At 63.3% G+C, this 24,322-nt stretch carries 24 protein-coding genes; 16 read left to right on the forward strand and 8 right to left on the reverse strand.

The genetic code is table 11. The annotated features are described in order from the left end of the window. The first annotated feature begins 324 nt into the window (after positions 1-324). Complete coding sequence (locus tag RO069_RS17695) at positions 325-837, forward strand: dihydrofolate reductase (RefSeq protein ID WP_328189398.1); 513 nt, start codon at positions 325-327, stop codon at positions 835-837. Here RO069_RS17695 and RO069_RS17700 read toward each other — a convergent pair. Beyond that, complete coding sequence (locus tag RO069_RS17700; protein WP_328189399.1) at positions 825-2,339, reverse strand: DEAD/DEAH box helicase; 1,515 nt, start codon at positions 2,337-2,339, stop codon at positions 825-827. The genes RO069_RS17695 and RO069_RS17700 overlap by 13 nt on opposite strands. A 364-nt stretch (positions 2,340-2,703) precedes the next feature. Between RO069_RS17700 and RO069_RS17705 the strand changes: the two genes are divergently transcribed. Beyond that, a complete protein-coding gene (locus RO069_RS17705) occupies positions 2,704-3,489 on the forward strand; it encodes an acyl-CoA thioesterase (protein ID WP_328189400.1) in 786 nt (261 codons plus the stop codon). Between the two features lie 20 nt (positions 3,490-3,509). Here RO069_RS17705 and RO069_RS17710 read toward each other — a convergent pair whose 3' ends face one another. From RO069_RS17710 to RO069_RS17720, 3 genes are all read right to left on the reverse strand, one after another. Next, the gene (locus tag RO069_RS17710; RefSeq protein ID WP_328189401.1) at positions 3,510-4,406 is read right to left on the reverse strand and encodes a haloalkane dehalogenase; all 897 of its coding nucleotides are present in this window, start codon (positions 4,404-4,406) and stop codon (positions 3,510-3,512) included. Positions 4,407-4,609: 203 nt separating this feature from the next. Beyond that, complete coding sequence (locus RO069_RS17715) at positions 4,610-4,861, reverse strand: hypothetical protein (RefSeq protein ID WP_328189402.1); 252 nt, start codon at positions 4,859-4,861, stop codon at positions 4,610-4,612. Positions 4,862-5,058: 197 nt separating this feature from the next. After that, positions 5,059-5,397, reverse strand: coding sequence for a hypothetical protein (locus tag RO069_RS17720; RefSeq protein WP_328189403.1), 339 nt, complete (start codon positions 5,395-5,397; stop codon positions 5,059-5,061). 184 nt (positions 5,398-5,581) lie between these two features. On the opposite strand from RO069_RS17720, the gene RO069_RS17725 reads away from it, so the two are divergent. Further along, positions 5,582-6,655, forward strand: a complete 1,074-nt coding sequence (locus RO069_RS17725) for an AI-2E family transporter (RefSeq protein ID WP_328189404.1) — start codon at positions 5,582-5,584, stop codon at positions 6,653-6,655. A gap of 55 nt (positions 6,656-6,710) precedes the next feature. Here the strand turns inward: RO069_RS17725 and ilvD are convergent, their stop codons facing one another. Next, positions 6,711-8,546 carry a dihydroxy-acid dehydratase gene (ilvD, locus tag RO069_RS17730; protein WP_328189405.1) on the reverse strand — a complete coding sequence of 612 codons (1,836 nt, stop codon included), beginning with the start codon at positions 8,544-8,546 and terminating at the stop codon, positions 6,711-6,713. A gap of 137 nt (positions 8,547-8,683) precedes the next feature. Between ilvD and RO069_RS17735 the strand changes: the two genes are divergently transcribed. Next, on the forward strand, positions 8,684-9,934 hold the full coding sequence (locus RO069_RS17735) for an HDOD domain-containing protein (protein WP_328189406.1): 1,251 nt from the start codon (positions 8,684-8,686) through the stop codon (positions 9,932-9,934). A 25-nt stretch (positions 9,935-9,959) separates the two neighbouring features. Further along, positions 9,960-10,547 (forward strand): LON peptidase substrate-binding domain-containing protein, encoded by a 588-nt coding sequence (locus tag RO069_RS17740; RefSeq protein WP_328189407.1) that lies wholly within the window; start codon positions 9,960-9,962, stop codon positions 10,545-10,547. Here RO069_RS17740 and RO069_RS17745 read toward each other — a convergent pair whose 3' ends face one another. Genes RO069_RS17745 through RO069_RS17755 form a run of 3 tightly spaced genes read right to left on the reverse strand, consistent with a single transcriptional unit; the run spans position 10,548 to position 14,001 of the window. Further along, a complete protein-coding gene (locus RO069_RS17745) occupies positions 10,548-11,996 on the reverse strand; it encodes a bifunctional DedA family/phosphatase PAP2 family protein (RefSeq protein WP_328189408.1) in 1,449 nt (482 codons plus the stop codon). It lies immediately after the preceding gene. Continuing rightward, the gene (locus tag RO069_RS17750) at positions 11,996-12,994 is read right to left on the reverse strand and encodes a GGDEF domain-containing protein (RefSeq protein WP_328189409.1); all 999 of its coding nucleotides are present in this window, start codon (positions 12,992-12,994) and stop codon (positions 11,996-11,998) included. Before RO069_RS17750 ends, RO069_RS17745 begins: the two co-directional genes overlap by 1 nt. Further along, positions 12,991-14,001, reverse strand: a complete 1,011-nt coding sequence (locus RO069_RS17755; RefSeq protein ID WP_328189410.1) for a GGDEF domain-containing protein — start codon at positions 13,999-14,001, stop codon at positions 12,991-12,993. Before RO069_RS17755 ends, RO069_RS17750 begins: the two co-directional genes overlap by 4 nt. A 238-nt stretch (positions 14,002-14,239) precedes the next feature. On the opposite strand from RO069_RS17755, the gene RO069_RS17760 reads away from it, so the two are divergent. The 11 genes from RO069_RS17760 to lipB all read left to right on the forward strand — a co-directional run bounded on the left by RO069_RS17760 (position 14,240) and on the right by lipB (position 24,305). Beyond that, complete coding sequence (locus tag RO069_RS17760) at positions 14,240-15,496, forward strand: glutamate-5-semialdehyde dehydrogenase (protein ID WP_328189411.1); 1,257 nt, start codon at positions 14,240-14,242, stop codon at positions 15,494-15,496. A gap of 1 nt (position 15,497) precedes the next feature. Next, the gene (nadD, locus tag RO069_RS17765) at positions 15,498-16,142 is read left to right on the forward strand and encodes a nicotinate-nucleotide adenylyltransferase (protein WP_328189412.1); all 645 of its coding nucleotides are present in this window, start codon (positions 15,498-15,500) and stop codon (positions 16,140-16,142) included. A 102-nt stretch (positions 16,143-16,244) separates the two neighbouring features. Beyond that, positions 16,245-16,595, forward strand: coding sequence for a ribosome silencing factor (rsfS, locus tag RO069_RS17770; protein ID WP_328189413.1), 351 nt, complete (start codon positions 16,245-16,247; stop codon positions 16,593-16,595). 2 nt (positions 16,596-16,597) lie between these two features. Continuing rightward, positions 16,598-17,068, forward strand: coding sequence for a 23S rRNA (pseudouridine(1915)-N(3))-methyltransferase RlmH (gene rlmH, locus RO069_RS17775; RefSeq protein WP_328189414.1), 471 nt, complete (start codon positions 16,598-16,600; stop codon positions 17,066-17,068). A gap of 9 nt (positions 17,069-17,077) precedes the next feature. Next, positions 17,078-18,964, forward strand: coding sequence for a penicillin-binding protein 2 (mrdA, locus tag RO069_RS17780; RefSeq protein ID WP_328189415.1), 1,887 nt, complete (start codon positions 17,078-17,080; stop codon positions 18,962-18,964). After that, positions 18,961-20,100: a rod shape-determining protein RodA gene (gene rodA / locus RO069_RS17785; protein ID WP_328189416.1), complete on the forward strand. Its 1,140-nt coding sequence runs from the start codon at positions 18,961-18,963 to the stop codon at positions 20,098-20,100. Before mrdA ends, rodA begins: the two co-directional genes overlap by 4 nt. A gap of 79 nt (positions 20,101-20,179) precedes the next feature. After that, positions 20,180-21,196, forward strand: a complete 1,017-nt coding sequence (gene mltB / locus RO069_RS17790; protein ID WP_328189417.1) for a lytic murein transglycosylase B — start codon at positions 20,180-20,182, stop codon at positions 21,194-21,196. Further along, positions 21,193-22,083, forward strand: coding sequence for a septal ring lytic transglycosylase RlpA family protein (locus RO069_RS17795; protein WP_442915391.1), 891 nt, complete (start codon positions 21,193-21,195; stop codon positions 22,081-22,083). Before mltB ends, RO069_RS17795 begins: the two co-directional genes overlap by 4 nt. A 67-nt stretch (positions 22,084-22,150) precedes the next feature. Next, on the forward strand, positions 22,151-23,314 hold the full coding sequence (locus tag RO069_RS17800) for a D-alanyl-D-alanine carboxypeptidase family protein (RefSeq protein WP_328189418.1): 1,164 nt from the start codon (positions 22,151-22,153) through the stop codon (positions 23,312-23,314). Between the two features lie 38 nt (positions 23,315-23,352). Next, positions 23,353-23,622, forward strand: coding sequence for an HP0495 family protein (locus RO069_RS17805; RefSeq protein ID WP_328189419.1), 270 nt, complete (start codon positions 23,353-23,355; stop codon positions 23,620-23,622). Continuing rightward, on the forward strand, positions 23,622-24,305 hold the full coding sequence (gene lipB / locus RO069_RS17810; RefSeq protein ID WP_328189420.1) for a lipoyl(octanoyl) transferase LipB: 684 nt from the start codon (positions 23,622-23,624) through the stop codon (positions 24,303-24,305). Before RO069_RS17805 ends, lipB begins: the two co-directional genes overlap by 1 nt. Positions 24,306-24,322: the final 17 nt, after the last annotated feature.

The raw sequence follows: 24,322 nt of genomic DNA on the forward strand, positions 1-24,322 counted from the left end.
CACGCCGTGAATACATCCCTGTAGGCTCTTCAAAAACGTCCCTGTTTTTGAAGGTTTCAGAAAAAGGCCCCGGGCACTCGTACACCCAAGATATTAAGTATGCTTATCCGGCTTTGAGTACACCGCTTAGTGAAGTTGAATTCAGTACAGTCTTTCGGTATTCGAGGACACATCCATTGTATGGGGGCAGATGCCGGGTAAGGCTTTCCGGAACCTTCAAAAACAGGGACGTTTTTGAAGAGCCTCCAGGGACGGATTTACGGCGTGTTCCGGAAAGCCTTACCCGGTAGCTGTCCATGCACCAGTCCATGAAGGCCCGCTCCAATGAGAAAAGCACTAATAGTAGCCATGTCCCGCAATCGGGTCATAGGTCGGAACAACAAGCTCCCGTGGTACCTGCCGGGAGACCTGAAGTATTTCAAGCAGGCCACCATGGGCAAGCCCATCATCATGGGCCGCAAGACCTGGGAATCCATTGGCAGGGCACTGCCGGGCAGGCTCAACATCGTGGTGTCGTCAAAGGAACTTGAGTTGCCCGAGGGCGTGGCCAGGGTGGCGACGCTTGATGAGGCGTTCAAAAAGGCTGAAGCCCAGGCAATGCTGGATGGTATCGATGAGGTGATGGTGATCGGGGGAGGTCAGATCTACGAGGCCGTGCTGCCGGAAACCGACCGTATCTACATCACCCAGGTCCACGCCGAGGTTGAAGGGGATGCCTTCTTCCCGGAAGTGGACCTGGAGCAATGGCAGGAACTCGGACGGGAGGATTTCTCCGCGTCCGATAACAACCCCTACGACTACAGTTTCGTGGTCTACCAGCGCCCTCAGGCGTCCTGACGGCGCTTGCCGGCGGGCTTGAAGCCGTCCCGCTTGCCGCCGGGTTTACCACCCGGCTTGCCACGATAACCGCCGGGCTTGCCCGGGCCACCTTTCTTGAAGTTGCCACGGGGCCGGCCCTGACGTCCACCAGGGCCACCCTTGCCCTTCGGCGGGCGTGCCGACGGGATCGGCAGCTCGGACGGGGTTTCCAGGGGCAGTGATCCCGGCTGGGCCGACTCCATCCAGCAGGCCAGGGCACCGGCCAGCATGGCCATATCGATATCATTGCGCTCGGCAATGTCGTCCAGCAGGCCCATCGCCTTGGCCAGCTTGCCATCCTCGGCGAAGCCCAGGAGCTGCTGTTCGAACTGTTCCTGGCGCAGCTTCTGCAGGGCGGCCGGTGACGGCAGCTCATAGGACTCCATGGGCGAGTTGGTGGCACGCTCCAGGGTGCGCAGCCAGCTCCGCTCCCGGGGGGTGACCAGCAGGATCGCCTTGCCGGTACGGCCGGCACGACCGGTACGGCCCACCCGGTGGATGTAGGCTTCGCTGTCGTAGGGCACATCGTAGTTGATGACGTGGGTGATCCTGGGCACATCCAGGCCCCGGGCCGCCACGTCGGTGGCGATGATCATGTCCTTCTTGCCGCGTTTGAGGTCTTCCACCGTCTGTTCCCGCTGGCGCTGGTTCAGGTCGCCATTCAGGGGCGCGACAGAGTGTCCGCGGGCGGCCAGCTTCTCGGCCAGCAGGGTGGTTTCCGCCTTGGTGCGCACGAAGATGATCGCCGCATCGATGGGTTCCACCTCCAGGATGCGAGTCAGGGCGTCCAGCTTGCGGTCACCAAAGGTGGGCAGCACGAACTGGGAAATACGCTCAACGGTGCGGGTTTCGCTCTTGATCTTTACTTCCCGGGCATCGCTCAGGTAAGTGTTGGCGACCCGGGCGATGGCCGGTGGCATGGTGGCCGAGAACAGCGCGCGCTGGCAGCTGTCCGGCGTGGCGGCGAGGATCGCCTCCACGTCGTCGATAAAGCCCATGCGCAGCATTTCGTCGGCTTCATCCAGTACCAACGCCTTGATGTTGTTCAGCTTGAGCTTGCCGCGGCGCAGGTGGTCCAGCAGTCGGCCGGGCGTGCCGACAATGACCTGGGCGCCCCGATTGAGGGCCTTGAGCTGCGGCGCGAAATCGGCGCCGCCGTAGATCGGCAGCACGTGGAGCTGGCGGAAACCGCTGGCATAGGTGGTGAAGGCTTCCGCCACCTGGATGGCCAGCTCACGGGTCGGGGTCAGCACCAGAATCTGGGCGGACAGGTCGTCGGCATCGATACGGCTCAGCAGCGGCAGCGCGAACGCTGCGGTCTTGCCAGTACCGGTCTGGGCGATGCCCAACAGGTGGTGGCCTTCCAGCAGCACCGGGATGGCCTGGGCCTGGATCGGTGACGGGGTTTCGTAGCCAACGGAGCGGACAGCGTCAAGCACGGCCGGGTCGAGGCCGAGTTCAGCGAAGGTTTGTTCGGACATGTAATTACCTGGTATTCGGGGTGGGGGAGCCACAAGTCTGGTGTCCGGGCCTGTAATGACAGGTCCGGTAAAGAAGGTGCGAGGCTCCTGAAGCTACCGGCTGAGCGCGTCGGGGTAGCTTGTTAATCTCACCCCATAAACCCGGCTGGTATCGTCACGGACCGGCCGCTTACGGGAAGGGGCGTCCATGGATCTGGTCATCGTGCTGACAATGACGGGGCGGAGTATACGCGGTTGCCGCCGGCATTTATAGCGCAGGCAGGTAGGTAGTTGCCGGTGTGACTTGTGCCGGGGGCGGATTTGCGGCAGTCTTTTTGCCTTTGATAGTACGCATCCTTATTAATTAGCCGGAGTTCAGATCGCCATGACCCTTGAGGACATCCTTGCTTCCGCTTCCCGTAACGAAGTGATCATTCCCGCCAACTGGGCGCAGGGCCGGGCTACCTTTGGTGGCCTGACCGGTGCGCTGGCCTGTGAACGGATGCAGTCCGTGGTCACCCCGGGTCGCCCCATGCGCGCCATGCAGGTGTCCTTCGTGGGGCCGGTGGAGCCGGGCATTCCGGTGGCCCTGGAGGTGGAACTGTTGCGGGAGGGCAAATCGGTAAGCCAGGTAATGCTGCGGATGGTGCAGGATGGCACCACCCGACTGGCGGCCCTTGGCAGCTTCGGTTCGGGTCGGGAGTCCGCCGTGTCCGTCGCGCCGTTACCGGCACCGGAGGCGCCCGCCCCCGAGGACTGCGAGCCGACCCCGTTTGTTGAGGGCATGATGCCCAACTTTGCCCAGTTCATCGAAATGCGCTGGTGTTTTGGCAGCCGTCCGTTCAGTGGGCAGAAGCATCGCGACATGGGTGGCTGGATGCAGTTCCGGGAAGCGCCGTCAAAACTGGACGAAGCGGCCATCATGGCATTGATCGATGCCTGGCCGCCGGTCCCCCTGTCCCATCTGACGAGTTTTGCCCCCAACAGTTCGCTGACCTGGTCGGTGGAACTGATGGATCCCCTGCCGACGGTGAAGCCGGACGACTGGCTGCTCTACCACGCCTCCATTGACCGGGCCAGCGACGGCTACGGCAACGTGCATGCGCAGATCTGGAATCGTCAGGGTGAGCTGGTGGCCATCAGCCGTCAGACCGTGGCGGTATTCGGATAGAGCCGGCGGTTGGCCACCGGTCAGGCCGCCAGGCTTGGCCGGCAGGCGTCGATGATCACCCGGGCGAAGCTGTCGGAGGCATCCTCCTGCAGGAAGTGCCCCCCTGACAGAGTGACATGGGGCTGGCCCAGCGCCCCGGGGATACGCCGTTGCAGCGGCCGGTGCCCTCCGCGGGTCCCTGCATCGGAATCGCTGAAGCAAGTGATGAACGGTTTCTGCCATCCTTCCAGGAAACGCCACAGGCGCTGACGGTTCAGGTCCTTGTGATGCTGCCGCAGGGCGCGGGCGAAGGACCGGGCCCCGGCCTTGTAGCGGTCGTCGGGGAAGGGAGCGTCGTAGGCGGCCAGCTCGGTCCTGCTCAGCGGTCGGGTGGTGCCGAGCTGGATCAGTTGCGGTACCGGAAACCAGGGGCTATAGCGTGCAAACATCTGCCAGAGCCCGGAGACCGGTGCATGGTCCTGCTCGGCCCGGGGGATCACGGCATTGGCGGCAATGATGCGCCCGAAGCGTTCTGGCTGGCGCATCACCAGCGCCAGAGCCAGCAGTGAGCTGCGGTTCTGGCACACCAGGGTGATGTTGTCCAGGTCCAGGGACAGCAGCCATTTCTCCAGCCAGTCCAGGTGTTTTTCGAAGGAGTAGTCCTCCTGGCTGTCCGGCTTGTCGGATTTTCCGAAACCGATCAGATCCGGGGCCAGCGCCCGCAGGCCGGCGCCCGCCAGTGGCGGGATCATGTGCCGGTACAGGTAGGACCAGCCATGTTCGCCATGGAGCAGGACCACCGGAGCCGCCGCGGCCGGGCCGTGGTCCACGTAGTGGAGGCGCAGGGGGGTGTCGGTGCCGACATCCGTGAATTGCGGCGGGTAAGGGAAGTCCGGCAGATCCCGGAAGCGGGAGTCCTTGGTTCTCAGAATACGCATACCATCGACTGCTCTGGCTGATTGCAAGCGTGGCCCCGGGTGTTCCGTCTGGTTAATGCACCGACTTCCAGCACGACAGGCCTGCCGATGGCCTGCGTGCGCAGTGAATTAACCAGACGAAACACAGGATTGAATGGGGACAGCTTAGAGCAGATGGCGGTTCGTTGTGTGTGCTTTCGGTAACAGAGCGTTATCGATTTGAATCAGACGGCGATCCGGTTCTCGTGACGCTGCTGTTCCGCGCCCTTCATGGCTTCATCGCAGCAGTTCACGGCGCCGCAGTCGTCCGCTGAACACAGGCCAATGGTCATGCAGGGAAGGTCATAACGGTTTTCACCGTCATTGGAAAAGATCCGGTTGGGTGACAGTATCGACCGGCAATGACCGCACAGCAGGGTCGGAACCGTGCTGTGTTCCGCCAGTCGCGCGACATAGAAATCGTGATGTTCAGTCATGTTTTGCTCCTTTTCTTCGGGTGCTCCTTTCCGACTTTCAGTGACTCAACGATAAATCGGGCGAAACACAGAATCCACCATAAGGGCTCAATGTGACAATTAAAGGTCTGACAGGTGGCCCAGCAAGTACGTCAATACGCCTACAGGCGGTTCGCGGATCGCTAAACATGGCCCTTGGAGGCGTTAGCTGGCCGACGTCAGGATTCCGGTGGGGGACGACGGTTGGAGCGTTTGTCTTCCCAGCTGAGTTCCCGGGGGTCGTACCAGTCAAGTTCCCGGCAGACCTGGTTCCGGGTGAGGTGGGACAGGGTCTCCCAGAGGGTTTCAAACTCCTCCACGGCACGGTCCCTTTGCCGTTGTTGCCGGCTCCTCAGGCGGTTGATCAGTTGCGGCAGTCGCAGTGCATCGCCCAACTGGCCCGGCACAAGTACTTCCTGACCCATCACCTTGCGGCGATGGGTCCGGCGCGCGAGAACCCCGGCCAGGGCCTCGGCGGCCTGCAAAGCGGTTTCCTCATTAAAGCCGTTACCTGACACCGTTGTGACCTTTCCTGTGCTGACTGGTTCCGTTGCGGCCGCCAATCCGGTCATACTGTGTCGGGAGACATAGGCGGCCTTTATCGGAATTGCCCAAACCGATTACTATAACTCCATCGGGGCCGTACTGGCCATGCTGTCATCGGGACCCTGTCCGATCACCTGTGCAAAGGAATGATATTCAATGAAGTATGAAAGCCTGGAGCGCTGGACCTTCCTGGCAAGCCTGTTACTGGTTTCGCTGGCCTTCCTGTTCCTCCTCAAGCCCTTCACCGGGCCGATCTTCTGGGCCGTGGCCATTGCCGTGATCTTTCACCCCGTGCGCCAGTGGCTGTCACGGCGGATTGGCGAACGGTCCGGGCTGGTGGCCTTCCTGACGCTCCTGATCTGCCTGTTCATCGTGATCATTCCGATCATGATCCTGGTGTCCACCATGGTGGCCGAGGGGCTGGCCATCTATCAGAAGATCCAGGACGGCGATATCCGCCCCGGGCAGTACCTGGACCAGATCAACCAGTCGTTCCCGGCGATCGAGGCGTTCCTGGCTCAGTTCAACCTGGATTTTGCCGAACTGCGGGACCGGCTGGCCTCGGGCTTCGCCGGTGCCAGCCAGTTCCTGGCCAAGCAGGCCCTGGGTTTCGGGCAGAACACCTTCCAGTTCTTCCTCAATACCGCCCTGATGGCGTACCTGGCGTTCTTCCTGCTGCGGGACGGTTCCCGCCTGGTGGAACTGCTGATCCAGGCGTTGCCTCTGGGCGACGAGCGCGAACGCATGCTGTTCACCAAGTTCGCCGAAGTTACCCGGGCAACGGTGAAGGGCAACCTTTTCATCGCCGTTATCCAGGGGGCGCTGGGTGGCCTGATCTTCTGGATACTCGGTATCACCGGCGCCGTGTTGTGGGGTGTGGTGATGGCGATCTTCTCGCTGCTGCCGGCTGTGGGTGCTGCGGTGGTCTGGGTGCCGGTGGCGATCTACCTGGTGGCGATCGGCGAGTATGTGCCGGCCACCGTGCTGACGGTGTTTGGCGCTGTTGTCATTGGCCTGGCGGATAACCTGCTGCGTCCGATCCTGGTGGGTCGGGATACCAAGCTGCCGGATTACATCGTGCTGCTGTCGACCCTGGGCGGGCTGGTGATGTTCGGCATCAACGGGTTCGTGATGGGGCCCCTGGTGGCGGCGCTGTTCATGGCCTTCTGGGGACTGTTCATCCGGGAGTTCAGCGAGCAGGAGCCGCTGGAGACCAAACCGAAGGAATAGAAGTCTGTTCCCATCCCCCGGAGGTCTTCCGACGCCCGGGGGATGGGGGAGCGGGTCAGTCCAGTTTGGTCAGGTCCCGCACCGCACCCTTGTCGGCACTGGTGGCCAGCAGGGCATAGGCCTTGAGGGCCGCCGACACCTTGCGGAGTCGAGGGGCGGCGGGCTTCCAGCCTTCCGTGTCCCGCTGTTCGCGGCGGCGATCCAGTTCATGCTGGTCGATCTCCACATTGATGGTGCGGTTGGGGATGTCGATGCGGATCAGGTCGCCATCCTCGATCAGGCCGATGGCGCCGCCAGCGGCGGCTTCCGGTGAGGCATGGCCAATGGACAGGCCGGAGGTGCCCCCGGAGAAGCGGCCATCGGTGAGCAGCGCGCACTCCTTGCCCAGCCCCCTGGATTTCAGGTAACTGGTGGGGTACAGCATCTCCTGCATGCCGGGGCCGCCCTTGGGCCCTTCGTAGCGGATGATCACCACGTCGCCGGACCTGACCTGGTCGCCCAGGATCCCTTCCACTGCTGAGTCCTGACTTTCGAAGACCCGGGCCGGCCCTTCGAACACATAGATGCTTTCGTCCACGCCGGCGGTCTTCACCACGCAGCCATCCAGGGCGATATTGCCGTACAGTACGGCCAGGCCGCCTTCCGATGAATAGGCATTCTCCACCGAGCGGATGCAGCCGTTCTCCCGATCACCGTCCAGGGACGGCCAGCGGGTGCTCTGGCTGAACGCCTGCTGGGTGGGAATGCCGGCGGGACCGGCCTTGTAGAAGTCGATCACTTCCGGGGTCGGGTTGCGCATGATGTCCCAGGTATCCAGGGCCTCGGCCATGGTCCTGCTATGGACGGTGGGCAGGTCGGTGTTGATCAGGCCACCGCGCTCCAGTTCGCCCAGGATGCCCATGATCCCGCCGGCCCGGTGCACGTCTTCCATATGGTATTTCGGGGAGTTCGGGGCCACCTTGCACAACTGGGGTACCCTGCGGGAGAGTTCGTCTATTTCGTTCAGGGTAAAGGGTACGCCGCCTTCCTGGGCCGCCGCCAGCAGGTGCAGGATGGTGTTGGTGGACCCCCCCATGGCGATGTCCATGGTCATGGCGTTCTCGAAGGCGGCCATGGAGGCGATGCTCAGGGGCAGCACGCTGGCATCGTCCTGCTCGTAAAAGCGGCGCGCATTGTCCACAATCTGGCGGCCGGCCCACCGGAACAGTCGTTCACGGTCGGCGTGGGTGGCCAGGGTCGAGCCGTTGCCGGGCAGGGCCAGGCCGATGGCCTCGGTCAGGCAGTTCATGGAGTTGGCGGTGAACATGCCGGAACAGGAGCCGCAGGTGGGGCAGGCACTGCGTTCGTACTCTTCCACCTGTTCGTCACTGGCGTTGGGGTCTGCGGCGATGACCATGGCGTCCACCAGGTCCAGCTTGTGCTCGGACAGTTTGGTCTTGCCAGCTTCCATGGGGCCGCCGGACACAAAGATGGTGGGGATGTTCAGGCGCATGGCGGCCATGAGCATGCCCGGCGTGATCTTGTCGCAGTTGGAGATGCACACCAGGGCGTCGGCGCAGTGGGCGTTGACCATGTACTCGACGGAATCGGCGATAATCTCCCGGGACGGCAGGGAATAGAGCATGCCGTCATGGCCCATGGCGATGCCATCGTCCACGGCAATGGTATTGAATTCCTTGGCAATGCCGCCGGCGGCTTCGATTTCGCGGCAGACGAGCTGGCCCAGGTCCTTCAGGTGAACGTGGCCGGGAACAAACTGGGTGAAGGAGTTGGCAACGGCAATGATCGGTTTGCCGAAGTCGTCGTCTTTCATGCCGGTGGCGCGCCACAGGGCCCGCGCTCCCGCCATATTGCGCCCGGCGGTGGAGGTTCGTGAACGGTAGTCTGGCATCGCTTCAATCTCTCATCATCGACTGTGCAAACCGTTGAGAATACCAGATTCCGGTCACGGCGAATGGTTGTTTTGCGCCGCCGTGTTTACAATAGTTCACAGTCAGGGCGCATTACATCAGGAAAAGGACGTTGTCGATGACCGTTCGTGAAAACGTGGACCTCAGGCAGTTGAGAGCATTCCATCCCCTCAACCGCTTGTCGGATGATCAACTGGTGGTGCTGATAAACCGCGCCGAACGCCGGGTCAGCCGTCCCGGCCAGAAAATACTGGAGCGTGGTGCCCGTGACGGCATGGATTTCTTCCTGCTGAAAGGGGCGGTGGAACTGACCGCGGGGGATGGTCGCCAGACCACCGTCACGGCTGGTTCCGAGCAGGCGATGAATGCCATTGCCCGGCTCCAGCCGCGGATGTTTGATGTCACGGCGGTGCAACCCTGCCAGTTCCTGGTCATTGAGCAGTCCGTGCTCAACAACCTGCTGCGATCCGCACCGCTGGAGCATTCCGACGACAAGGCCGGAGAAGATATGGACACGGACGAGGACCATCGCCTGCTGATGGAGTTCTACGCTGAACTGAAGTCCAACCAGGTGAGCCTGCCCAGCATGCCGGACGTGGCCTGGAAAGTGCGACGGCTGGCGGACCGGGAGGATTCCTCGGTGGAGGATATCGGCAAGGCCATCACCGCTGATCCGGCCATGTCCGCCAAGCTGGTCAGGGCCTGCAACAGTGCCCTCTATCGGGGCTACAGTGAGGTGCGTAACGTCCACGACGCGGTGGTAAGGCTGGGGGGGCGGACAACCCGGCAACTGGTGACCGTATTCGCCATGCGGGAAGTGTTCCGCAGCCGGCATCCGGAACTCCAGAAGGCCATGGACGAACTCTGGCGGGAAGCCCGGACCGTCGGTGCCCTGGCCTATGTGCTGGCGGAGTCGGCGACCCGGGTGGCCCCGGAAGAGGCGCTGCTGGCGGGGCTGCTCCATAATATCGGCGCCGTGCCCGTGCTGGTGCATGCCGAGCATCACCCTGCGCTGCTGGCCAGTCCCGCGGAACTGCGCCGGGCAATGGCGGAACTGCAGTCCGACATTGGCGCCGCCATCCTGGAAACCTGGCGCTTCCCGGACACCTTCGTGGAGGCGGCCCGCCATGGCGATGACTGGTTCTACGAGTGTGCGAAGGACAAGCCGCAACTGGTGGACCTGGTGATCGTGTCGCGCTTGCATGCGCGCATCTCCGCCGACCAGAATGAGGGCCTGCCGGAGTTTGAGCAGGTGCCGGCATACCGTCGCCTGGGGGCGCTGGAACTGTCCGCCTCCCGCAGCCTGAAACTGCTGTCCGCCGCGCGGGAGCGGCTTGACCAGCTCCAGGACCTGCTATCGCCACGCTGAACATCCAGGACCGGAGAGACGACTGGTGACCCAATTACTGGACCATGTGCCGCTGTTTCCCCTGAGTACCACGGTGCTGCCGGGCGGTCGACTCCCGTTGCAGCTTTTCGAACCCCGTTACCTGGATATGCTTGCCACCTGCTTGCGGGAACAGCGGGGGTTCGTGGTGCTGTTGTTGCGGGAGGGGAACGAGGCCGGCGCCGACGCGGTCTTCTATGACATTGGCACCTACGTAAAGATCGTTGATTTCCAGCAACTGGATAATGGCCTGCTGGGTATTACCGTGGAAGGGCAGTGGAAAGTGGCGGTGCATCGGAGCTGGCAGGCCCCGGACGGCCTGAATCTGGGCCATGCCGAACGATTACCGGACGAGCCGGAGGACGCCCTGCCCACCGGTCGCTCAGAGCTGGCTTCCGTGCTGCGGGCGCTGCTTCGACACCCGGTGGTCAATCGCCTCGAGCTTGAGGTGGACTTCTCCAGTGCACGCGAGGTGGGCTGGCGCCTGATCGAGCTGTTGCCCCTCGATGGCCAGGAAAAGCAGCGCCTGCTGGAATACCAGGACCCGCTTGACAGGCTGGACCGGCTGAGCGACCTGCTGGACGCCATGGAGTGATCATGAGGCCGGAGCGTAGGCCGCCATGGCGGCCGGCCACTGCCAGAGGACATAACCCGCCAGGCCGCCCAGCCATAACAGGATGGCCATGGCGATGATCGGGTCCAGGGTCAGCGGCACCTGGTCGTGACGGCTGAAACTGACCCGTACCAGCCCGCAAAGGGTCAGTCCGAGCAGCAGTCCTCCCACCATGTCCGAGAACCAGTGGACTCCCAGTACCACCCGACTGAAGGCCACCAGTATCATGGGGATGCTGAAGGTCAGGTAGACCCGCCAGCGTCTGGATGGCTTCCATTCCCTCGCCACAAAGGCGCCGGCAAGCCCGAGGAACACCGTGATGCCGGTGGCGTGACCGCTGGGGAAGGCATAGCTGGCAGGAGGTAGTTCCACCAATGGCGGGCGCTCCACCGCAAGCCCGGTTTTTATCAGTGTGACACTGGCGGACGCCAGCACCAGGGCCCCGAGCACATGGCTGGCGGCACTGTAGTAGCCGCGGAACCCCAGGGCCGAGGCCAGCAGCAGGGCGCCTGTGACCAGAATCGCCGGGTCGCCGGCCAGGGTCAGGGCGATGGCAACCGGGTCGGTCAGCGGATGGCGCAGGATGCCGCTGATATCGGCGAAGAAGCTGTCCAGCGGTGCCAGTACCGCCGTTGCCTGGCTTAGCAGGGTCCACAGCACCAGTCCACCGCCAGCGCCGAGGGTCAGGCTGATGGATGCCAGGGGGAACTCCTCCGGGCCCTGCGGCCGACTACTGGAGAAGCGCTGCCAGAGATGGTGAGTGGTACCGTAGCGAATGACTTTCCCTTCCAGCCACTGATACAGGGGGCTGCGGCTGCGAAGCCCGAGCTGGAGCCGGAAGAACAGGAAATAGGCCACCAGCAACACCACGACAGCGCCGGCAGCCAGGGCATATAGCCCCGGCGGGATGGGGTCGGGGCCGACCAGTGCCATACCCACGCTGTAGCCGGGCAGCAGGTAGAACGGGGCCCAGGCGAGCGCCGAAGCCAGGTTGACCAGGGTAAAGCGACGGGCCGGCATGCCGAAGGCGCCGGCCACCATCGGGATTACCGGACGCACCGGCCCCACGAAGCGACCAATGACCACACTCTTGCCGCCATGGCGGACGAACAGGAGTTCCGCCCGACGGAGCATGGCCGGACGCCGACGGAAGGGCCAGACCTGGTGCAGCCGGCCCCGGAACTGTCGCCCGAGCCAGAAACTCAGGCCATCACCGACAATGGCGCCGGCCGCCCCCCAGGCCAGGATTTCCAGCACCGGGATACCCGCCTTGCCGGCCAGCACCGCGGTCGCGAACAGGATGGCCACACCGGGCACCAGCAGCCCCGCCATGGCCAGGGATTCCAGCAGTGCGGTCATGAAGATGGCCCCGGCCACCCAGCCGGGGTTGGCGGCAAGCCACGCCGTCAGCGCCTGGATAGCTTCCTGCATCAGGCCGCCCGGCGTGGATCCGCAGCAAACCAGACCCGGTCATGGCCCCGTCGGCCGGCTTCCTCCAGCGCGTCGGTGGCCCGCTGCCTGAGGCGTTCCGCCAGGGTGTCGAGGCTGCTATGGGTGGTGGCCCCGATGCTCACCGTCATGCGGCCCACCTGGGGCCATTGCGCCTCCGCGATGCTGCGCCGGATACGTTCGGCGGTCACCCGGGCGCCTTCCTCGTGGGTGAAGGGGAGAATCAGGCAGAACCGACCCTGGCCCAGGAAGTAGAGGGTGTCGCCGGCCCGGATCAGGGTGAACAGTTGCTCCGCCAGTCGGCGGTAGAGGGCCTGGGTCTGCTCCGTGCCGAGCAGTTCCCGTACTTCGTCGTGGTGGTCGATATCCATCATCAGGATCGATACCGGGTGGCCGGTCGCCTTGGCGCGACTGATCTCCTTGTGCAGGGTTTCGTCCAGGAAACGGGCATTATGGGCACCGGTGAGGGAATCGATGATCGCCAGATCTTCGGCGGACTGGGCCATGTGGTCATAGTGCCAGCTTGCCAGTCCGGCGCTGGCCACCAACAGCACAAACGCCATGATGGCCGGCAGGCTGTCGGCCAGGGGCAGGGCGAAGGCCAGCAACAACATCAACAGTAGGGCGACGGGCAGGGTTACCTTGAGGGCGGCCCGCAGGGGCAGCACCAGGAACGCCAGGACGAGCACCGGGAAGCTCCAGAGGGCGGCGGAGGAGGGGCCGTCGACCCAGAGAGCCGCCAGTACCGGGAGCTCCAGGGCCACCACCAGGGGAGCATGCCCCCGGGCCCGGAGCTGATAGTTCCTCGCCGCCAGAGTGTAGAGGCAGGCGCCGAGGCCAATGGCAGCGAGGCCGGCCGCCAGGTAGAACAGGCCATAGAAGCCGAATTGCAGATTCTGCGTGGCCAGTATGGCGAAGAACAGGGCGCACAAGCCGTAGGCGGCGGAACTGGTGATGGTTCGCAGTCTGGTCTCGGTCACGTTACCGGGCTCCCTTCGACATCGCCGGGCGGCGTGTGGGTCCAGGTGCTCCAGGACTGGACACGGTTGCCCCCCTTTTTCTGGGCACTTTGCAGGGCGCTGGCCACCGACTGCTGGAGTGTGTCCGCGTCATCGCCGATGTTCAGGCCGGCGACGCCAGCGCTGACGGTCACATCCAGGCTGTAGGACTCCAGCAGAGCCATCAGGCCCAGGCGTATCTGTTCCGCCCGTTTGCTGGCGCCTGACGTGGGTACCCCGGGCAGGATGATCAGGAACTGCAGGTCGGCCACCCGGTACCAGGTGTCAAAATCTCGCAGGCGTGAGTGCAGGTAGCGACCAATGCGGGGCAGCAGCGCCTGAATATCGGTGTCGGCGTCCGGTTCGCTCAGGTGGGCGTCAAGACCCAGCAGCACCACGGACATATCCAGACCTTCCCGCTCACTGCGCTGGATCTCCTTGTACAGGTCGGCGGACAGGTACTCGCGGCTGGCCGCCTGGGTCAGCTCATCGGAGCGTCTCAGCGGAACCAGCTGGCGTGCCTTGTGCTCCCGCAACAGGAAGAACAGGCCGGCCAGGATGGTGGTTAATGCCAGTGTGCTGATAACCTGGTGCCGCTGCGGATCGCCCGCCATGGACGTCAGCGCCAGGAAGGCTATCACCATCGAGACGATGGTCAGGGCCGGTGCCAGCCGGGGTGGTAGCAGCCCGAGGATGATCAGGGGCAGGGCGTACAGCCAGTAGGTCAGGGGCTCATTGCCGAGCCAGAGGGCCGCCCCCAGGACCAGCGCCAGCAGCAGCACCAGCAGATGGTTGGCCAGTTGCCACAGGCGCCCATGCCGGTGCCGGGGCAGGGCCGGGCTGGTCCAGACAATGCCGGCGGTCACCACCGAGGCAAGGGCCGGGAACAACTTGCCGAGGGTCAGGCAGAATATGGCGAGTATCAGGAGTGCCAGGCTTCCCAGCCAGGCCAGTCGGCTCAGTACAAATCGCTCGGCCTTCTGGGCCATGGTGTTGTCCTTCCTGCTGTCGGTACTGGTGGCCGGGACAAACCGGTGATAAGAGCACCGGTAACCACTGGCTGTCACAATGAATAATGATAACATCAATGTGCCAAATTCGCTGTGGTCGGGCATAATAACGCCCCGTTTGCCATTGATACAGCGCAGGGGCCGCATGGCAGGTCCCGGTTATCCGCCGGGTTACGCCAGGTGGCGATCTGTCCCCACAACCGGAGCTACCGATTCCATGGATATTGCAGCCTACATGGCCGATGTTGGTCAGCAGGCCCGTGAGGCCGCGACGGCCATCGCCCGTTCCTCGACGGCAACCCGCAACCAGGCCCTGCTGGCCACGGCGGACGCCCTCGATGCCGCCCGTGACACCCTAGCCGAGGCTAACCGTAAAGACCTGGAGAACGGACGCGACAATGGGCTGGAGCCGGCCATGCTGGATCGTCTGGAGCTCACCCCGGCCCGTATCGATGGCATGATCGAGGGCCTGCGCCAGGTGGCCGGCCTGCCGGACCCGATCGGTGCGATCACCGACATGGCCTACCGGCCCTCGGGCATCCAGGTCGGCAGGATGCGGGTGCCCCTGGGGGTGATCGGTATCATCTATGAATCCAGGCCCAATGTGACCGTGGAGGCAGCCAGCCTGTGCCTGAAATCCGGCAATGCCACCATCCTGCGGGGCGGATCGGAAGCCATCCATTCCAACCAGGCCATCGCCGAATGCCTGGTGACCGGGCTGCGGGACGCCGGTCTGCCGGACACCTCCGTGCAGGTGATCCGCACTACCGACCGGGCGGCGGTGGGTGAACTGATCACCATGCCGCAGTTCGTGGATGTCATTGTGCCCCGGGGCGGCAAGGGCCTGATTGAACGCATCAGCCGGGACGCCCGGGTGCCGGTGATCAAGCACCTGGACGGGGTCTGCCACGTTTATGTTGACGCCCACGCCGATCCCGAGAAGGCACTGAAAGTGGCGGTGAACGCCAAGACCCAGCGTTACGGCACCTGCAACACCATGGAGACCCTGCTGGTGGACCGGGAGATTGCCGAGGACATCCTGCCCCTGCTGGCGGGAGCCTTCCGCGAGCATGCCGTCGAGCTGCGCGGGTGCGATGCCAGCCGGGCCATTATCCCCGACATGGTGGCCGCCACCGAGGACGACTGGTACGAGGAATACCTGGGGCCGGTGCTGGCGGTGCGCGTTGTCGACGGGCTGGACGGTGCCATTGACCATATCAACCGTTACAGCTCCCAGCACACCGACAGTATCGTCACCGAGAACTACACCCGGGCCCGTCGCTTCATCACGGAAGTGGACTCCAGTTCCGTGATGGTGAATGCCTCCACCCGCTTCGCCGACGGCTTCGAGTATGGCCTGGGCGCCGAGATCGGCATCTCCACCGACAAGATCCACTCCCGTGGGCCGGTGGGTCTGGAAGGCCTGACCTCCCAGAAGTACGTGGTGTTCGGCGACGGCCACATCCGGACCTGATATGCACCTTATCTACGGCGGTACCTTTGATCCCGTCCACAATGGTCACCTGCGGGTGGCCATCGAACTCCGGGAGCGCCTGGAGGTGGACTGCATCCACCTGATGCCCTGTCATATTCCACCCCACCGGGCCACCCCCGGAGGCACCAGCGAAGATCGCCTCGACCTGCTGACCCTGTCGGTGGCCGATGAGCCCGGACTGGCGGTGGATGGTCGTGAACTGCGTCGGGGCGGTTCTTCCTACACCGCTGACACCCTGCGTCAGCTACGCGGGGAGTTGGGGCCGGATGAGCCCCTGGCCATCGTGCTGGGCACGGACGCCTTCAGTGGTTTTGATCGCTGGGAGGAGTGGGAGCAGATTCCGGAACTTGCCCATATCATCCTGGTCAGACGCCCCAACGCGGAACTGGAGCCCGGCTCCGTGCCGGATCGTTTACTGGCCGAGCGTCGGGTTGAACACCTGCACGAGATCAAATCCATGCCCGGCGGGGGCATCTATGAAATTGAGCCTCCCATGCTGGACATTTCCGCCACCGGGGTGCGGGAGCGCCTGGAGCAGGGGCGTTCGATCCGCTTCCTGGTACCGGATGCGGTGGTGACGGAAATTCGCAGGCGGGGCCTCTACGGCGGTGAGCCCGGCCAATGATTGGTGATACAATAGTGGGGTGTCTGGGTTATTCGCAGACGCCACACTACTGTACCCACTCCCTGTAGCCGGCGCTGGCCGGTTACACCAGACAGGATGATTATGCAGGCAGACGAGCTGAAAGCACTTGTTATTGATGCGCTTGAAGGGGTGAAAGCCCAGGATATCAGTGTTATCGATGTGACCGACCGAACCAGCGTTACCGACTACATGGTACTGGCTTCCGGCACCTCGGGGCGGCATCTCCGCTCCCTGGCGGAGGCCGTCGTCGCCGATATGAAGGCACGTGGTATCCGGGAGGCCACGGTCGAAGGGGGTGACTCCAGCGACTGGATCCTGGTGGACCTGGGGGATGTGGTGGTTCACGTGATGATGCCGGCAACCCGTGAATTCTATGACCTGGAACGCCTGTGGCGTGACGCCCCCGGCCTTGGTGCCGCCGGCAGCGAATAGGTATGCGTCTGCGGCTGATTTGTGTCGGACAGAAGATGCCCGGTTGGGTGACCGACGGCTATCAGGAGTATGCCCGCCGCATGCCGAGGGAAATGCCCCTGGAGCTGGTTGAGGTGCCCATGGCCCATCGCGGCAAGAATCCGGATGTGGCCCGGCTGATGCAGCAGGAAGCGGATTCGGTGCTTACCGCCGCGGGGGATCGGGACCGGGTGGTGGCCCTGGAAGTGGGGGGCCGTCCCTGGTCAACGGAAGACCTGGCCCGGCAACTGGAAAACTGGCAACTCGACGGTCGTGACGTCAGTTTTCTCGTGGGCGGTCCAGACGGCCTGTATGCCTCCTGTCGGGATCGGGCGGACCAGCAGTGGTCCCTGTCACCCCTGACACTGCCTCATCCCCTGGTGCGCATTGTACTGGCGGAGCAGCTCTACCGGGCCTGGTCGATTACCCGGAACCATCCCTACCACCGCGCTTAGGATTGATCCATGGCCTGGGGCGAATTCAAGGACACCGCCGCTGAACGGCGACTTTTCCAGCGCCGTGTCCTGGTGATGCTGGGACTGGTGGTGGCGCTCTTCTGCGTCCTTATCGGCCGTTTCTACCAGTTGCAGGTGATCGAGCACGATACCTACACCACCATTTCCGACCAGAACCGCGTGCAGGTACGCTCGGTGCCGCCCACTCGTGGCCTGATCTACGACCGCAACGGCACCCTGATTGCGGAGAACCGCCCGGTGTTCAGCGTGACGCTGGTGCCGGAGCGGGTGGAGGGCATGGACCGGACCCTGGCCAGGCTCCGGGACCTGCTGGCGATCTCCGATGAGGAGATGGAGCGCTTTCGCCGCCGCTTGCAGGAACCCCGCCGCCCGTTCCAGGAGCTTCCCCTGCACTACGACCTCACCGAGAAGGAAATCGCCAGCATGGCGGTCCACCGCCACGAGCTGCCGGGTGTTGAGGTGAGCGCGGAACTGGTGCGCCACTACCCGTTTGGCGAACTGAACGCCCATGCCCTGGGTTACGTGGGGAGAATCAATCGTGAGGAACTGCAGCGTATCGACCCGGTGAACTACGCCGGCACCAACTACATCGGTAAATCCGGTGTCGAACGGGTCTACGAGGAGGAACTGCACGGTCAGGTGGGCTATGAGCACGTGGAAACCAATGCCCGTGGCCGTACCCTGCGGGTACTGGAACGTGAGAATCCGGTGCCCGGCGAGGATCTGATGCTGCACCTGGACATGCGCCTGCAGCAGCGGGCCTTCGAGCTGCTGGAGGGGCGTCGGGGTGCCATTGTGGCCATTGAGCCGGATACCGGCGGCATCCTGGCCCTGGCCAGCGTGCCGGGATTTGACGCCAACCAGTTTGTCACCGGCATTGGCGTGGAGGAATACCGGGAACTGAGCGGTTCCCGGGACAAACCCCTGTTCAACCGGGCGCTCCGGGGTCAGTACCCGCCCGGGTCCACCATCAAGCCCATGATGCTGCTGGCGGGACTGGACAGCGACACCTTCACCCGGGACAAGACCATCTGGGATCCCGGGTACTTCGATATCAGGAGTGGCGGTCGTCGATGGCGGGACTGGAAACGGGGCGGTCATGGCTGGGTGGACGGCAGGAAAGCCGTGGCCGAGTCCTGCGACGTCTATTTCTATGAGCTGGGTGTCGAGATGGGCGTGGATATCATGCATGACTATCTGTCCCGTTTCGGCTTCGGCAAGGATGCCACCCTTGACGTGGGCGGGGCATTGCCCGGACTGCTGCCGTCCCGGGACTGGAAGCGGGGCATGCGAAACGAGCCCTGGTATCCCGGGGATTCAGTGAACATGAGCATCGGTCAGGGGTTCTTCCTGGCTACCCCGCTGCAACTGGCCACCGCCACGTCCCTGGTGGCCAATCGGGGAGAGTGGGTGCAGCCCCGCATGCTGAAGGATGTCATGGGCGATACCGCACTGGAATCCGTCCTGGAGCCGGAATACCTGAAGGATCTCACCATTGATAATCACGATACCTGGGAATACGTGGTGGATGCCATGGAGGACGTCATGCATGGTCGTCGAGGCACCGCACGGGGTGCGGCGGAAGGCGCCGACTACCGCATGGCGGGCAAGACCGGCACCGCCCAGGTGTTCAGCCTGGCCGAGGACGAGGAGTACGATGCCGAGGAAATCCGGGAGCGCCTGCGGGACCATGCCCTGTTTGTTGGTTTTGCGCCGGCGGACGACCCGCAGATCGTGGTGTCGGTGATCGTCGAGAATGGCGGCAGTGGTAGCGGGACCGCCGCACCGGTGGCCCGGGCCATGTTCGATGCCTGGCTCAAGGAGTTCAACGGCCAGGAGTCCGTCATCAGCCAGGTGGAGGGGGAGCAGCCATGATCGGGGGTTCCGCGACCGTAGAGTCCACCGGTGGCCTGCAGCGCCCCGTCAGCCTGTGGCATCGCCTGCACCTGGATCCATGGCTGCTGCTGCTGCTATTGATGGTGTCCGGCGGTGGACTGATTGTGCTGTATAGCGGCGCTGATGCCAGCATTTCCACGGTCGAGGCGCAGGTCATGCGCCTGGGGGTTGCCTTTGTCGCCATGTTCGTCTTTGCGCAACTGGATCCCTCCGTCTATCGGCGTTGGTCGCCCTGGATGTACGCCCTCGGCCTGGTGGGGCTGGTGGCGGTACTGGTCATGGGGATAGGCGCGAAGGGCGCGCAGCGCTGGCTGGCATTGCCGGGGTTGCCGCGGTTCCAGCCCTCGGAAATCATGAAACTGCTGGTGCCCATGGTGGCGGCCTGGTATCTGTCACGGCACTATCTGCCGCCACGGTTCCGGCACGTGGTGATCGGTGTCGGCCTGGTACTGGTGCCCATGGTGCTGATCATCCAGCAACCGGACCTGGGTACCTCGCTGCTGGTGGGGGCAGCCGGTATGTTCGTGGTGTTCTTTGCCGGCCTGAGCTGGCGGCTGATCACCAGTTTCATCGCCTTGCTGGCGGTGGCGGCCCCGGCCATGTGGTTCTTTGTGATGCGGGACTACCAGAAACAGCGGGTGCTCACCCTGCTGGATCCGCAAAGTGATCCGCTGGGGGCGGGGTGGAACATTATCCAGTCCACCACCGCCATCGGCTCCGGCGGCTGGAGTGGCAAGGGCTGGCTGCAGGGCACCCAGTCCCATCTGGAATTCCTGCCCGAGAGTCATACCGACTTTATCGTCGCGGTGCTGGCGGAGGAATTCGGCTTCGTGGGTCTGATGATCCTTTTGGCGGCCTATTTCCTGATCATCCTGCGTTGCCTGTATATCGCTGCCAACGCCCAGGATTCCTTCAGCCGGCTGCTGGCGGGGGCCCTGACCATGACCTTCTTCGTCTATATCGTGGTCAATATCGGTATGGTGAGTGGCCTGTTGCCGATTGTCGGGGTGCCGTTGCCGCTGATCAGCTATGGCGGTACCTCGATTGTCACCCTGATGTCCGCCTTCGGGGTACTGATGGCGATCCATACCCACCGACGGATGATTACGGCCTGACGAGCCCTAATGACCGGTAATGGTGAGTGCCTTGACCCCGTGGTAATCTTCCGGCAAACAAACTGACCCAGAAGCGCGCATGAAGCACCTGAATTTCCTGTCCTTTCTGCTGGCGCTGGTCCTCGTGCCGGCGTCCGCCCAGTCGACATCCGAAGGTTATACCGATCGCCCCGAGTTTGACGACTTTGTTGATGGCATGGTCCGTGAGCACGGGTTCGATGCGGACAAACTGAGCCAGTGGCTGGCCGAGGCCCGGCATCAGGAACGGATCATTGAACTGATCAGTTCGCCCGCCGAGCACACCCTGCAATGGCACGAGTACCGGGCCATTTTCATCAAGCCGGAGCGCATCTCCCAGGGCGCTGATTTCCTCCGGCAGCACCAGGATGCCTTTGATCGCGCTGAAGAGGCGTTCGGGGTCCCCCGGGAGGTGATTGCCGCCATTATCGGCGTGGAGACCTGGTATGGCCGCTACATGGGGTCCTACCGGGTGGTGGATGCCCTGTCGACCCTGGCCTTTGATTACCCGCCCCGGAGCCGGTTTTTCCGCAGTGAACTCGAGCAGTTCTTCCTGATGGCCCGTGAACAGGGCTTCGAGCCGTCCCGGCTCAAGGGCTCCTACGCCGGGGCCATGGGCTATGGGCAGTTTATTGCGTCAAGCTATCGCCACTACGCCGTGGATTTCGATGGCGACGATGTCGTCGATATCCTGGATAACCCGGTGGATGCCATCGGCAGCGTTGCCAACTATTTCGACGAACACCGGTGGCGTCCGGGCGGCCCGGTGGCCATTCGCCTGGATAACGATATCCAGGTGCCGGAGCGCATGATGACCCGGGAACTCCGGCCCCGGTTCACGGTCTCGGACTTCCGTGAGGCCGGGGTGTCCCTGCCGGACTCCCTCGCCGGTGACGAGCCGGCGCGGATCATCCGGCTGGAAGCGGATGACGGGCCACAGTGGTGGCTGACGGGCCACAATTTCTATGTGATTACCCGCTATAATCACAGCCATCTGTATGCCATGGCGGTACAGGAACTTGCCGGGGAACTGGCAAAAGAGCTGGAGACCGTTGCGGAGTCCGGAGTCGGAGAATGACCATGAAGCCACAGGACAGGTTATCGATACTGGGTGTGCTGGCGCTGCTTGCCACTCTGCTGGCGGGGTGCGCCTCTGACGGTGGTAATTCCGGGCGCTACAGCATGTCCCAGGACCGTGGCCCCGAAGCGGATGTGGATGTCAGCGGCGTGACCAATGCCGTGCCCCGGTATGAAGAACCCCGCAGCGCCGGCAACAAGTCTCCCTACACGGTCTGGGGCAAGAAATACTGGGTCATGGAGCACGCCAGTGCCGACGGTTATGTAGAAACCGGTATTGCGAGTTGGTACGGCAAGAAGTTTCATGGTCACCTGACTTCGAATGGCGAGACCTACGACATGTACAAGATGTCGGCCGCCCACAGGAGTCTGCCACTGCCCAGCTATGCCCGGGTGACCAATCTCGACAACGGGCGTTCGGTGATCGTCCGGGTGAATGACCGCGGGCCCTTTCACGGCAATCGTCTGATAGACTTGTCCTGGGCCGCCGCCAAGAAGCTGGATTTCCTGGGCAACGGCACTGCCAGGGTAGAAGTGGCGGCCATCACCGTGCGCCCGGACGGCAGCATGACCCTGGCCGGGCAACCCTGGCCAGGTGGCAGTGATACCGCCGCCAAAGCACCCACTGAGCCCGCGGCCTCGTCGGGCGAGGCCCTGTTCGTGCAATTGGGCTCTTTCAGCCAGGTCGCGCCGGCACGGCAGCTTGAACAGGCGGTCCGGCGTCGCACGGGTGATCCGGTGCGGGTGCGCCAGATAACAACCGCGTCCGGCGAGTTCCACCGGGTCCAGGTGGGCCCCTTCGGGGATTCGAAGGATGCTGAACGCGCCATGGAGCGGCTGGCCTCTGAAGGTTTCCCCCAGGCCATGGTGCTGACTGACAGCCACTGAGAACTTCGTCTTCGGGGTATTGGCCCCGCTGGTTCATCCATTGATCAAAACTGATGTGAACAACCTCATGACCCCTCAAACCCTCTGTCGTTTCCTCGTCACACTCGTCCTGCTGGCCATGCTGCCGCTGGTATCCCAGGCCCAGCAGGTGCTGATTCCGTCGCCGCCGCAAATCAATGGCACCTCCTACGTCCTGATGGACCCCGCCAGTGGCAGGATCATCATGGAATCCAACAGCGACGAGCGCCTGCCGCCGGCCAGTCTGACCAAGATGATGACCGCCTACATCGTCGAGCGGGAGCTGGATGAGGGCCGCCTGAGTCTGGACGAAATGGTGCCGGTCAGCGTCAAGGCCTGGCAGACCGGTGGTTCCCGGATGTTTATCCAGGAAGGCTCGAAGGTCAGTGTGGAGGAACTGCTCAAGGGCGTGATCATACAGTCCGGCAACGATGCGTCGGTGGCCCTGGCGGAGCATGTTGCCGGTTCGGAGGGGGCGTTTGCGGACGTGATGAACCAGCAGGCCCAACTGATTGGCATGGAGAACACCCGTTTCGAGACCGCCACCGGGCTGCCCCACGAGAACCAGTACTCCACCGCCTACGACCTGGCGCTGCTGGCCGCCGCCATTATCAACGACTATCCGGAAAACTACCCGCTGTATGCCGAGAAGCACTTCACCTACAATAACATTCGCCAGCCCAACCGGAATTCCCTGTTGTGGCGTGACCCCTCCGTGGATGGCCTGAAAACCGGCCATACCGAGGAGGCGGGCTATTGCCTGGTAGCCTCGGCGGAGCGGGAGAATACCCGGCTGATCGCCGTGGTGATGGGCACTGACAGCAGCGAGGCCCGGGCCCGTGAAGTGCAGAAGATGCTCAACTACGGTTTCCGTTACTACGAGACGGCCCGTCTGTTCGACAGTGGTGAGAGCCTGCTGGAAAGCCGCGTGTGGAAGGGCGAGCAGGACCAGCTCAACCTGGGGCTGGCGTCGGATATGGTGCTGACCATCCCCCGAGGCGCCCGTGACTCCCTGGAATCCGTGGTGGAAGTGGATTCCGTGATCGAGGCCCCGGTGTCGGCCGGTGACGAGCTGGGCACGGTCACCATCAGCTTTGATGGCGAGGTACTGGCGGAGCGTCCGCTGGTGGCCATTGAGCCGGTTCCTGAAGGTGGCTTCTTCAAGCGCCTGATTGACGCCATCAAACTCTTTTTCCATAACCTGTTCAGTTGAACCGGTTACGCCAGGAATTAACAAGGCAGGGCCGTCAGATGTCACAACCCAACGCCCCGAAAATCGAGTTCCCCTGTGACTATGTCATCAAGGTCATTGGTCACGCCGCCCCGGATTTCACGGACTACGTGGTGGCCGTGGTGGAGGAACATGCCCCCGGTATCCGTGAGGAACATATCTCGGTGACCGACAGCCGCAATGGCCGCTTCACCTCGGTGCAGTTAACCATCGTGGCCACCGGAGAGCCCCAGCTCAAGGCACTGTTCGAAGACCTGAAGGCCAGTGGCCGGGTACACATGGTTCTTTGATGGCGCACCCTGACCTGCCGCTGGTGATCCGTGACCTGGGGCTGCGCCCCTATGAGCCGGTGTGGGAGGCCATGAAGGCGTTCACCGCCAGTCGCGACCGGTCGGTGCCGGACGAGTTCTGGTGCGTGCAGCATCCGCCGGTGTACACCCAGGGGCAGGCGGGCAAGGCGGAGCACATCCTCTCACCCGGCAATATCCCCGTGGTCCAGGCGGATCGTGGCGGCCAGGTAACCTATCACGGCCCGGGCCAGCTGGTGGTCTACCTGATGGTCGACCTGCCCCGGGCCGGCCTGGGTGTGCGCCAGCTGGTGGACATCATCGAGCAGTCACTGGTTTCCGTGCTGGCCACCGAGGGCATCGAGGCCGCCCCACGACCGGATGCCCCCGGCGTCTATGTGGACGGCGCGAAAATTGCGTCCCTCGGCCTGAGGGTGCGTCGGGGTTGTTCCTTCCACGGTCTGGCCCTTAACGTGGACATGGATATGGAGCCGTTCACCCGCATCAACCCCTGCGGGTTTTCCGGCATGCCCATGTGCCAGGTTCGCGATTTCAGCCCGACCGCCAACCTGGAAGCCCTGGCCAAGCGGTTGACCGACACACTGGCTGTCGCCCTTGGCCATGATGCCCAGACCGTGCAGCGTGAGTCGGATTTGCCCGGTGTCGGTCATCATCCGACATCTTGAGGCTGCTATCATCTGGT

Origin of the sequence: Marinobacter sp. OP 3.4 (assembly GCF_036224885.1) — a bacterium.
Classification (GTDB): Bacteria; Pseudomonadota; Gammaproteobacteria; order Pseudomonadales; family Oleiphilaceae; genus Marinobacter.

Excerpts from the sequence above, each read along its gene's own strand:
- RO069_RS17700 (WP_328189399.1), bottom strand. The coding sequence starts at position 2,339 with ATGTCCGAACAAACCTTCGCTGAACTCGGCCTCGACCCGGCCGTGCTT.
- RO069_RS17710 (WP_328189401.1), bottom strand. The coding sequence starts at position 4,406 with ATGCGTATTCTGAGAACCAAGGACTCCCGCTTCCGGGATCTGCCGGAC.
- RO069_RS17705 (WP_328189400.1), top strand. The coding sequence starts at position 2,704 with ATGACCCTTGAGGACATCCTTGCTTCCGCTTCCCGTAACGAAGTGATC.
- rodA (WP_328189416.1), top strand. The coding sequence starts at position 18,961 with ATGATCGGGGGTTCCGCGACCGTAGAGTCCACCGGTGGCCTGCAGCGC.
- mltB (WP_328189417.1), top strand. The coding sequence starts at position 20,180 with ATGAAGCACCTGAATTTCCTGTCCTTTCTGCTGGCGCTGGTCCTCGTG.
- ilvD (WP_328189405.1), bottom strand. The coding sequence starts at position 8,546 with ATGCCAGACTACCGTTCACGAACCTCCACCGCCGGGCGCAATATGGCG.
- RO069_RS17760 (WP_328189411.1), top strand. The coding sequence starts at position 14,240 with ATGGATATTGCAGCCTACATGGCCGATGTTGGTCAGCAGGCCCGTGAG.
- mrdA (WP_328189415.1), top strand. The coding sequence starts at position 17,078 with ATGGCCTGGGGCGAATTCAAGGACACCGCCGCTGAACGGCGACTTTTC.
- nadD (WP_328189412.1), top strand. The coding sequence starts at position 15,498 with ATGCACCTTATCTACGGCGGTACCTTTGATCCCGTCCACAATGGTCAC.
- RO069_RS17715 (WP_328189402.1), bottom strand. The coding sequence starts at position 4,861 with ATGACTGAACATCACGATTTCTATGTCGCGCGACTGGCGGAACACAGC.
- RO069_RS17725 (WP_328189404.1), top strand. The coding sequence starts at position 5,582 with ATGAAGTATGAAAGCCTGGAGCGCTGGACCTTCCTGGCAAGCCTGTTA.
- lipB (WP_328189420.1), top strand. The coding sequence starts at position 23,622 with ATGGCGCACCCTGACCTGCCGCTGGTGATCCGTGACCTGGGGCTGCGC.
- RO069_RS17805 (WP_328189419.1), top strand. The coding sequence starts at position 23,353 with ATGTCACAACCCAACGCCCCGAAAATCGAGTTCCCCTGTGACTATGTC.
- RO069_RS17795 (WP_442915391.1), top strand. The coding sequence starts at position 21,193 with ATGACCATGAAGCCACAGGACAGGTTATCGATACTGGGTGTGCTGGCG.
- RO069_RS17735 (WP_328189406.1), top strand. The coding sequence starts at position 8,684 with ATGACCGTTCGTGAAAACGTGGACCTCAGGCAGTTGAGAGCATTCCAT.
- rlmH (WP_328189414.1), top strand. The coding sequence starts at position 16,598 with ATGCGTCTGCGGCTGATTTGTGTCGGACAGAAGATGCCCGGTTGGGTG.
- RO069_RS17745 (WP_328189408.1), bottom strand. The coding sequence starts at position 11,996 with ATGCAGGAAGCTATCCAGGCGCTGACGGCGTGGCTTGCCGCCAACCCC.
- RO069_RS17695 (WP_328189398.1), top strand. The coding sequence starts at position 325 with ATGAGAAAAGCACTAATAGTAGCCATGTCCCGCAATCGGGTCATAGGT.
- RO069_RS17755 (WP_328189410.1), bottom strand. The coding sequence starts at position 14,001 with ATGGCCCAGAAGGCCGAGCGATTTGTACTGAGCCGACTGGCCTGGCTG.
- RO069_RS17800 (WP_328189418.1), top strand. The coding sequence starts at position 22,151 with ATGACCCCTCAAACCCTCTGTCGTTTCCTCGTCACACTCGTCCTGCTG.
- rsfS (WP_328189413.1), top strand. The coding sequence starts at position 16,245 with ATGCAGGCAGACGAGCTGAAAGCACTTGTTATTGATGCGCTTGAAGGG.